The following is an 8452-nucleotide window of genomic DNA, read 5'->3' as shown; positions in this document are numbered from 1 at the left end:
ACGCAACGCGGGCGCAGGGCGCGAGGACGCGGGCGCGCGGCGCGAGGACGCGGGCGCACGGCGCGAGGACGCGGGCGCACGGCGCGAGGACGCGGGCGCAGACACCGCGCAAGGACGCGGGCGCGGGACGCACCCGCGCACGGCGCAGGTGACCCGCGGCCCTGGCGCACTCCCTACGCGCGCGGGGCGGGGGCGTAACGCATCGAGCGCGACACCCCGCGGGGTGTCGCGCTCGACGGGCAGAGCCGACCGGAGTCGGCTCAGACGTTGAAGCCGAGGGATCGGAGCTGGTCCCGACCCTCGTCGGTGATCTTGTCCGGGCCCCACGGCGGGAGCCACACCCAGTTGATCCGGATGTCGTTGACCAGGCCGCCGCCGGGGCCGGTGGTCAGCGCCTGCCGGGTCTGGTCCTCGATCACGTCGGTCAGCGGGCAGGCCGCCGAGGTGAGCGTCATGTCGAGGGTGGCGACGTTCTCGTCGTCGACGTGTACGCCGTACACGAGGCCCAGGTCGACCACGTTGATGCCCAACTCCGGGTCGACGACGTCCTTCATCGCCTCCTCGATGTCGGCGATCATGGCCTTGCTGACGCCGCCCGCCGGGGCGACCGCGTCGCCGGCAGCCGGGGCGACCGCGTCGCCGCCCGTCGAGGCGACCGCGTCGCCGCCCGCCGGGGCCACGGCACCGTCGGTCGTCACGGCGTCGGTCGTCAGGGCGTCGGTCTGCGACGCCGCGACGGCGTCACCGGCCTCCGGCGTCGCCGCGGTAGCGGTGTTCTCGCTGCTCATGCCGTCCCTCCGCATCGCTTCGTGATGCCACCAGGCACCACGGTGTCATTCGCTCGCTGACGCTCGCTCACGCCTTCACCTCCGGGCTCGCGCCCACACCGGCGCGTGCCGCGGCGTCCTTGAACGCCATCCACGGCAGCAGCGCGCACTTGACCCGGGCGGGGTAGCGGGCCACACCCGCGAAAGCAACCCCGTCACCGAGCACGTCCTCGTCCGGCGTGACCTGGCCACGTCCGGACATCAACTCCACGAACGCCTCGTGCACCTCGAAAGCTTCCCCGGTGCCCCGACCGCGCAGCAACTCGTGCAGCACGCTCGCCGACGCCTGGCTGATCGAGCAGCCCATCCCGTCGTACGAGATGTCGTGCAGGACCGTGCCGTCGGTGGCCACCCGGACGGTGACCTCGTCGCCGCAGGTCGGGTTGACGTGGTGCGCCTCCGCGACCTGGTCACCCGGGTCGTCGGCGTCGCGCAGGCCACGCCCGTGCGGGCGCTTGTAGTGGTCCAGGATGATCTCCTGGTAGAGCTGGTCGAGCTGCATCAGTCGAACACCTTCCGCACCTGCTCCAGACCGGCCACCAGAGCGTCGATCTCCTCGGTGGTGGTGTAGAGGTAGAACGAGGCCCGGGTCATCGCCGGGACACCGAACCGGCTGCACACCGGCTTGGCGCAGTGGTGGCCCACCCGCACCTGCACGCCGAGCGAGTCGAGCACCTGACCCACGTCGTGCGGGTGCACGTCACCCAGCGCGAACGAGATGGTGCCGCCCCGGCCGACCGGCACGGTCGGACCGAAGATCCGCAGGTCGGGCACCGCACCGAGGGCGTCCAGCGCGTACGCCGTCAGCTCCTTCTCGTGCCACTGGATCGCCGGCATCCCGATCCCGGTGAGGTAGTCCACCGCCGCGCCGAGCGCGACCGCCTCGGCGATCGGCGGCGTGCCCGCCTCGAACCGGGCCGGTGGCGCGGCGAACGTCGAACGGGCCATGGTGACCGTCTCGATCATCGACCCACCGCCGAACACCGGCGGCATGGCCGCCAGCAGCTCGCCCCGACCCCAGAGCACACCGATGCCGGTCGGGCCGAGCATCTTGTGGCCGGTGAAGACGATGTAGTCGGCGTCCAGGTCGACCACGTCGATCGGCAGGTGTGGCACCGACTGCGAGCAGTCCAGCAGCAGCAGCGCGCCCACCTCACGGACCCGCGCGGTGATGCGGGAGGTGGCGTTGACCGTGCCGAGGATGTTGGACATGTGCACCAACGAGACGATCTTCGTCCGTTCGGTGACCAGGTCCTCCAGACCCGACTCGTCCAGCCGCCCCTGCTCGGTGACCGGGAACCAGCGCAGGGTCGCGCCGGTCCGTTCGCAGAGCAACTGCCACGGGACGATGTTCGAGTGGTGCTCCATCTCGGAGATCACCACCTCGTCGCCCGGCCCAAGCCGGAACCGCGGGTCGGCGTCCGGGCGCAGCGAGGCGTTCGAGAAGGCGTACGCCACGATGTTGATCGCCTCGGTGGAGTTCTTGGTGAACACCACCTCGTCGACGCTTGGCGCGGAGATGAACGCGGCGATCTTCGCCCGCGCCCCCTCGTACGCCTCGGTGGCCTCGGTGCCCAGGGTGTGCACCGACCGCGACACGTTGGCGTTGTGCCGCGCGTAGTGCTCGTCGAGCACGTCGAGCACCTGCTTGGGCTTGTGCGAGGTGTTGGCGCTGTCGAGGTAGACCAGCGGGTGCCCGTTGATCTCCCGGGACAGGATCGGGAAGTCGGCGCGCACCCGGGCCACGTCGAAACGTGGCACGTCGTCGTACTGCGGCATCCCCGCGGGGATCGCGATGCTGGTCATCTCGGCAGCGCCTCTCCCGCTCAGGCCTTGGCCGTGCCGGCCCCGGCGGCGTACCGCTCGTAGCCCTCGGCCTCAAGCTTGTCGGCCAGCTCCGGGCCGCCCTGCTCGACGATCCGGCCGGCCACGAAGACGTGCACGAAGTCCGGCTTGATGTAGCGCAGGATCCGCGTGTAGTGGGTGATCAGCAGCATGCCGGTGTCGCCGTTGTCGCGGACCCGGTTGACGCCCTCGCTGACCACGCGCAGCGCGTCCACGTCGAGGCCCGAGTCGGTCTCGTCGAGGATGGCGATCTTCGGCTTGAGCAGCTCCAGCTGGACGATCTCGTGCCGCTTCTTCTCACCGCCGGAGAAGCCCTCGTTGACGTTGCGCTGGGCGAACGCCGGGTCCATCTGCAGGCGCTCCATCGCGCCGCGCAGCTCGCCACCCCAGGTGCGCAGCTTCGGCGCCTCGCCGTCGATGGCGGTCTTCGCGGTGCGCAGGAAGTTGGCCACCGAGACGCCGGGCACCTCGACCGGGTACTGCATGGCCAGGAAGAGGCCGGCGCGGGCCCGCTCGTCGACGGTCATGGCGAGCACGTCCTCGCCGTCGAGGGTCACCGTGCCGCCGGTGATCTCGTACTTGGGGTGACCGGCGATCGAGTACGCCAGGGTGGACTTGCCGGAACCGTTCGGACCCATGATCGCGTGGGTCTCACCGGACTTCACGGTCAGGTCGACGCCGGCCAGGATCGGCTTGAGCTCACCCTCGGGCAGCTTGACCGACACCTTCAGGTCGCGGATCTCCAGGGTGCTCATTATCGGGTCACTCCATTACTCGGCGTCAGGCTGAGGTAGATGTCGCCGTCGCGGACTTCGACGGGGTAGACGGGGACGGGTTCGGTGGCCGGCAGGCCACTCGGCGCGCCGGTGCGCAGGTCGAAGCGCGAGCCGTGCAGCCAGCACTCCAACGTGCAGCCGTCGACCTCGCCCTCGGAGAGCGCGACGGCGGCGTGCGAGCACTCGTCGTAGGCGGCGTAGAACTCGCCGTCCTCGCCGTGCACCAGCGCGATCGGGGTGCCGTCGACGTCCGCGCTGATCGCGGTGCCCTTCGGCACGTCCTCGGCGGAGCAGATGCGGATCATCAGGCGCCCGCCTTGGTGAGCCGGGCCTCGATCGCGTCGCCCAGGCGCTCGCGCAGCGACTCCACCGGGATCTTGTTGATCAGCTCGGCGAAGAAGCCGCGGACCACCAGGCGGCGGGCCTCGCTCTCCGGGATACCCCGGGCCATCAGGTAGAAGAGCTGCTCGTCGTCGAAGCGGCCGGTCGCGCTGGCGTGGCCGGCGCCGGCGATCTCGCCGGTCTCGATCTCCAGATTGGGTACGGAGTCCGCCCGCGCGCCGTCGGTGAGCAGCAGGTTCCGGTTGATCTCGTACGTGTCGGTGCCGGTCGCCTCGGCCCGGATCAGCACGTCGCCGACCCAGACGGTGTGCGCGTCCTCGCCCTGCAGCGCGCCCCGGTAACCGACGTAGCTGCGGCAGTCCGACACGGAGTGGTCGACCAGCTGCCGGTGCTCCAGGTGCTGCCCGGAGTCGGCGAAGTAGACGCCGTACAGCTCGGCCTCGCCACCCCGATCGGTGTATTCCACGCTCGTGAACTGCCGGACCAGGTCACCACCGAGGGAGACCTGGATGTGGACGACCCGGGCGTCGCGGCCCAGCTTGATGTTGACGTGCTGCGCCTGGACCGCGTCCTCGGCCCAGTCGGCGACCGTGACCAGGGTCAGCTTCGCGCCGTCGGCGACGAACACCTCGACGTTGTCGGCGAGCGTGGTCGAGCCCTCCTGGGAGAAGACGACGGTGGCCTCCGCGAACCGACCCACCTGGACCTGGGTCCGGGCGAAGGCCAACTCCTCGGGGTACGCGCCCAGCAGCCGAACGATCACCGCGTCGGACACGACGGCCTCGGCCGCCACCTCGACAAGCGCGACGCGCGCCGCCCCGCCGTGGGCCAGCGCGCTGACCCGGTCGGTCGGCACCGACGCGGACACGACGCTGGGATCGGTCGGCTCGACGAGCCGCACCGACACCCCGGCCGGCAGGTCCGGGTGCTCGACGGTGACGCCCCGGCCGGTGGCGGCCGAGGTGTCCGCCGTGGCCAGGCCGCGCAGGCGCTTGAGCGGGGTGAAACGCCACTCCTCCTCCAGGCCGGTGAGGGCCGGGAAGTCAGCGACGTCGTACGAGCGCAGCGCCTGCGACTTGGTGCTGGGCGGCGCGGAAGCCTGGGTAGTCATGTCTTCCTTGGTCTGTCTGTTCCGTGACGACGAGGGTGGGGCGGGGTGCGGGCGGGCCGAGGTTCCGGCCCGCCCCGCGGGAGCGGCGGCGTCAGCCGACCGCGCCCTCCATCTGAAGCTCGATCAGGCGGTTGAGCTCCAGGGCGTACTCCATCGGGAGCTCCTTGGCGATCGGCTCGATGAAGCCGCGCACGATCATGGCCATCGCCTCGTCCTCGCTCAGACCCCGGCTCATCAGGTAGAAGAGCTGGTCATCACTGATCTTGGAGACGGTCGCCTCGTGCCCCATCGACACGTCGTCCTCGCGGATGTCGACGTACGGGTAGGTGTCCGAGCGGGAGATGGTGTCGACCAGCAGGGCGTCGCACTTGACCGTGCTCCGGCTGTGGTGCGAACCCTCCAGGACCTGCACCAGACCCCGGTACGAGGTGCGGCCGCCGCCACGGGCGATCGACTTGGAGATGATGGTCGAGGAGGTGTGCGGGGCGGCGTGCACCATCTTGGCGCCGGCGTCCTGGTGCTGACCCTCGCCGGCCATCGCCACCGAGAGCACCTCGCCCTTGGCGTGCTCGCCGGTCATGTAGACCGCCGGGTACTTCATGGTCACCTTGGAGCCGATGTTGCCGTCGACCCACTCCATGGTCGCGCCCTCGTGGCAGACGGCGCGCTTGGTGACCAGGTTGTAGACGTTGTTCGACCAGTTCTGGATGGTCGTGTAGCGGCAGCGCGCGTTCTTCTTCACGATGATCTCCACGACCGCGCTGTGCAGCGAGTCGGAGGAGTAGAGCGGCGCGGTGCAGCCCTCGACGTAGTGCACGTACGCGCCCTCGTCGACGATGATCAGCGTCCGCTCGAACTGGCCCATGTTCTCCGTGTTGATCCGGAAGTAGGCCTGCAACGGGATCTCGACCTGCACACCCTTCGGCACGTAGATGAACGAGCCACCGGACCACACGGAGGTGTTCAGCGCGGCGAACTTGTTGTCGCCGACCGGGATCACCGTGCCGAAGTACTCCTTGAAGACGTCCTCGTGCTCGCGCAGCGCGGTGTCGGTGTCCAGGAAGAGGACGCCCTGCTCCTCAAGGTCCTCACGGATCTTGTGGTAGACGACCTCGGACTCGTACTGCGCCGCGACACCGGCGACCAGCCGCTGCTTCTCCGCCTCCGGGATGCCCAGCCGGTCGTAGGTGTTCTTGATGTCCTCGGGCAGGTCCTCCCAGCTGGTGGCCTGCTTCTCGGTGGACCGCACGAAGTACTTGATGTTGTCGAAGTCGATGCCGGTGAGGTCCGCGCCCCAGGCCGGCATCGGCTTGCGGCCGAACAGCCGCAGACCCTTCAGCCGCAGGTCGAGCATCCACGCCGGCTCGTTCTTCTTGGCCGAGATGTCCCGCACCACCGCCTCGTTGATGCCGCGCTGGGCGACCGCCCCGGCGGCGTCCGGGTCGGACCAGCCGTACTCGTACCGACCCAGGGCGGCAAGCTGCTCTTCCTGGGTCAGGGGCTGGACAATCTGCTCGGTCATCTATCTGTCCTCACAGTGGTGACGGGATTACCGGATTGAGCACGCCCCGGCTGGGTCGGAATGTGCGTGGTGCACACCCCGTCGCCGTGCGCGATGGTGGCAAGGCGCTGTACGTGGGTGCCGACCAGACGGGAGATCACCGCGGTCTCGGCCTCGCACAGCTGAGGGAACTCGGCGGCCACGTGCGCCACCGGGCAATGGTGCTGGCAGAGCTGACCGCCGGAGGCGATCGTGGTCGCGTTGGCAGCGTAACCCTCGGCGGTGAGCGCCGCGGCGAGTGCCTCGGCTCGGGCGAGGGGATCGTCGCCGGCGTCCTCCATGGCCGTCCGGCAGCGCGACTCCAGGGCGGACACCTGCTCGGTGGCGAACGCCTCGACCGCCTCCGATCCGCCGTTGCGGACGATCCACCGCAGCGCCGCGGTGGCCATGTTGTCGTAGTGATGGGTGCCACAGCGGACCCGGCCGGCCTCGGTCAGCATGAACACCTTGGCCGGACGCCCCCGACCGCGACTGCCCCGCACGGCCTGCTCGCGGGCGTACACATCGCCGTCGGCGAGCATCGCGTCGAGGTGCCGGCGGATCGCCGCCGGGCTGAGCCCGAGGGCGACGCCGAGCTGCGCGGCGGTGGTGGCACCCTGCTCCAGCAGCAGTTGGGTGACCCGGTCGCGGGTGGAGATCTCCGCCGCGGTGACCCCGCCGGGCATCCCCGACGTGGCCACGACCGACGCGGACGCGGACGCGCCGACGGCCGGGACAGCCGTCGGCTGGTGCTCGGGGAGCGCCGCCGCGTTTTTCACAACGCCAACGTTACGTAATTACCCGGAGGGTCGCAAACCCGGGCCCCGGTGATCCGAACCACCGAGCCGACGGAGTCGGACGAACCTCGATCACTACAGTGCGTAGGATTTGCGCCGTGAACCGAATCGCCCGTCCGGTCCCCGGCATCCTGCTGCGCCGCCTCGCGCTCGCCTCGATCATCGCGAACGTGGGCATCGTCCTCACCGGCGGGGCCGTCCGGTTGACCGCCTCGGGCCTCGGCTGCCCCACCTGGCCGCGGTGCACCGACGACTCGTACGTCACCACCCCCGAGATGGGTGTGTACGGGGTGATCGAGTTCAGCAACCGGATGCTCACCTTCGCGGTGGGCCTGATCGCGCTGGCCACCCTGCTGGCCGTACTGCTGCACCGGCCCCGTCGACCCGGGCTCCTCGCCCTGGCCGTGGCGGTCTTCCTGGGCATCCCCGCCCAGGCGGTGATCGGTGGCATCACCGTGCTGACCAACCTCAACCCCTGGGTGGTCGGCCTGCACTTCCTCGCGTCGATGGCGGTGATCGCCGCCGCGTACGCCCTCTGGCGGCGCATCGGCGACCCGGACGGCCCGACCGTGGCCGTGGTGCCCACGCCGCTGCGCGCGCTGGCCCGGGTCACCACCGGCGTGGCGGTCGCGGTGCTGGTCATCGGCACCTGGGTCACCGGCAGCGGCCCGCACGCCGGCGACCACGGCGCCGCCCGCAACGGGCTCGACCCGGAGACGATCTCGCAGGTGCACGCGGACGCCGTCTTCCTGCTGATCGGCCTCTCGGTGGCGCTGATCTTCGCGTTCCGCGCAGTCGGCGCGGGACGGGCCACCCGGGCCGCGATCGTCCTGGTAGCCGTCGAGCTGGGTCAGGGCCTGATCGGCTTCGTGCAGTACTTCACCCACGTGCCCGCGATCCTGGTCGGCGCACACATGCTCGGCTCCTGCCTGGTGCTGCTGGCCGCGCTGTCGGCGCAGTGGTCGACCCGCGAACGCCGCCCGGTCACCCCGGCCGCCGCGACCGCTCCGGCGGACACCGCACCTCCGGTCGCAGCCACCGCCTGACCACCCTGCGCGCCCCGGCCCCGCCGGCCACCGCCCGACCGACCGCCTGGCGGGCGTCGGCGCCCCCGCACCCCGCCCCGCGCCGTGCCGCGCCCCGCGCCGTGCCGCGCCCCGTGCCGCGCCCCGTGCCGTGCCGCGCCCCGCCCCGCCCCGCCCCGCCCCGCGGCC

9 protein-coding genes are annotated in these 8452 nt (G+C 70.9%); 1 reads left to right on the top strand and 8 read right to left on the bottom strand.

Annotated elements, in window-relative coordinates:
• Positions 1–260: 260 nt before the first annotated feature.
• The 8 genes from AB0A90_RS34375 to AB0A90_RS34340 form a co-directional block, all read right to left on the bottom strand.
• Positions 261–788, bottom strand: a complete 528-nt coding sequence (locus AB0A90_RS34375; protein WP_357256088.1) for a metal-sulfur cluster assembly factor — start codon at positions 786–788, stop codon at positions 261–263.
• Between the two features lie 67 nt (positions 789–855).
• The gene (gene sufU, locus AB0A90_RS34370; protein ID WP_357256086.1) at positions 856–1329 is read right to left on the bottom strand and encodes a Fe-S cluster assembly sulfur transfer protein SufU; all 474 of its coding nucleotides are present in this window, start codon (positions 1327–1329) and stop codon (positions 856–858) included.
• Positions 1329–2633 (bottom strand): cysteine desulfurase, encoded by a 1305-nt coding sequence (locus AB0A90_RS34365; RefSeq protein WP_357256084.1) that lies wholly within the window; start codon positions 2631–2633, stop codon positions 1329–1331. The genes sufU and AB0A90_RS34365 overlap by 1 nt, the downstream gene beginning before the upstream one ends.
• Positions 2634–2653: 20 nt before the next feature.
• On the bottom strand, positions 2654–3427 hold the full coding sequence (sufC, locus tag AB0A90_RS34360; RefSeq protein WP_357069837.1) for a Fe-S cluster assembly ATPase SufC: 774 nt from the start codon (positions 3425–3427) through the stop codon (positions 2654–2656).
• Entirely contained in the window at positions 3427–3753 is a 327-nt protein-coding gene (locus AB0A90_RS34355; protein ID WP_357256083.1) for a non-heme iron oxygenase ferredoxin subunit, read from the bottom strand. Before AB0A90_RS34355 ends, sufC begins: the two co-directional genes overlap by 1 nt.
• Positions 3753–4901, bottom strand: a complete 1149-nt coding sequence (sufD, locus tag AB0A90_RS34350) for a Fe-S cluster assembly protein SufD (protein ID WP_357256081.1) — start codon at positions 4899–4901, stop codon at positions 3753–3755. The genes AB0A90_RS34355 and sufD overlap by 1 nt, the downstream gene beginning before the upstream one ends.
• Positions 4902–4992: 91 nt before the next feature.
• Positions 4993–6423: a Fe-S cluster assembly protein SufB gene (gene sufB / locus AB0A90_RS34345; RefSeq protein WP_266244341.1), complete on the bottom strand. Its 1431-nt coding sequence runs from the start codon at positions 6421–6423 to the stop codon at positions 4993–4995.
• Entirely contained in the window at positions 6420–7127 is a 708-nt protein-coding gene (locus AB0A90_RS34340; RefSeq protein WP_357256124.1) for a transcriptional regulator, read from the bottom strand. The genes sufB and AB0A90_RS34340 overlap by 4 nt, the downstream gene beginning before the upstream one ends.
• Positions 7128–7318: 191 nt before the next feature.
• Here AB0A90_RS34340 and AB0A90_RS34335 point away from each other — a divergent pair, with 191 nt between their 5' ends.
• Positions 7319–8284: a COX15/CtaA family protein gene (locus AB0A90_RS34335; RefSeq protein ID WP_357256078.1), complete on the top strand. Its 966-nt coding sequence runs from the start codon at positions 7319–7321 to the stop codon at positions 8282–8284.
• The last annotated feature ends 168 nt before the right edge of the window (positions 8285–8452 follow it).

Source organism: Micromonospora sp. NPDC049204, assembly GCF_040647935.1.
Lineage (GTDB): Bacteria > Actinomycetota > Actinomycetes > Mycobacteriales > Micromonosporaceae > Micromonospora.
This window is presented reverse-complemented; position numbering and strand designations above follow the sequence as displayed.

Coding starts and splice junctions, on each gene's coding strand:
- AB0A90_RS34375 (WP_357256088.1), bottom strand. CDS start 788: ATGAGCAGCGAGAACACCGCTACCGCGGCGACGCCGGAGGCCGGTGAC.
- sufU (WP_357256086.1), bottom strand. CDS start 1,329: ATGCAGCTCGACCAGCTCTACCAGGAGATCATCCTGGACCACTACAAG.
- AB0A90_RS34365 (WP_357256084.1), bottom strand. CDS start 2,633: ATGACCAGCATCGCGATCCCCGCGGGGATGCCGCAGTACGACGACGTG.
- sufC (WP_357069837.1), bottom strand. CDS start 3,427: ATGAGCACCCTGGAGATCCGCGACCTGAAGGTGTCGGTCAAGCTGCCC.
- AB0A90_RS34355 (WP_357256083.1), bottom strand. CDS start 3,753: ATGATCCGCATCTGCTCCGCCGAGGACGTGCCGAAGGGCACCGCGATC.
- sufD (WP_357256081.1), bottom strand. CDS start 4,901: ATGACTACCCAGGCTTCCGCGCCGCCCAGCACCAAGTCGCAGGCGCTG.
- sufB (WP_266244341.1), bottom strand. CDS start 6,423: ATGACCGAGCAGATTGTCCAGCCCCTGACCCAGGAAGAGCAGCTTGCC.
- AB0A90_RS34340 (WP_357256124.1), bottom strand. CDS start 7,127: ATGCCCGGCGGGGTCACCGCGGCGGAGATCTCCACCCGCGACCGGGTC.